A 272-nucleotide genomic window follows, 5' to 3' on the forward strand; every position below is an offset into this window, starting at 1 on the left:
GCGAAGTTGAAGTGTTTGTGATGATGCAATCTCCCCGCGGCTAGACGGAAAGACCCCATGAACCTTTACTGTAGCTTTGCATTGGACTTTGAACCGGTTTGTGTAGGATAGGTGGGAGGCTGTGAAGCGGGAACGCTAGTTTCCGTGGAGCCGTCCTTGAAATACCACCCTGATCTGTTTGAGGTTCTAACCTTGGTCCGTGATCCGGATCGGGGACAGTGCATGGTAGGCAGTTTGACTGGGGCGGTCTCCTCCCAAAGGGTAACGGAGGA

General features: G+C 53.3%; 1 rRNA gene. It reads left to right on the forward strand.

The features are described 5' to 3' along the window. Positions 1 to 272: ribosomal RNA gene (locus AB4Y35_RS42205) — 23S ribosomal RNA — on the forward strand; the annotation flags it as partial.

This window comes from Paraburkholderia sp. EG286A (assembly GCF_040965375.1).
GTDB lineage: Bacteria > Pseudomonadota > Gammaproteobacteria > Burkholderiales > Burkholderiaceae > Paraburkholderia.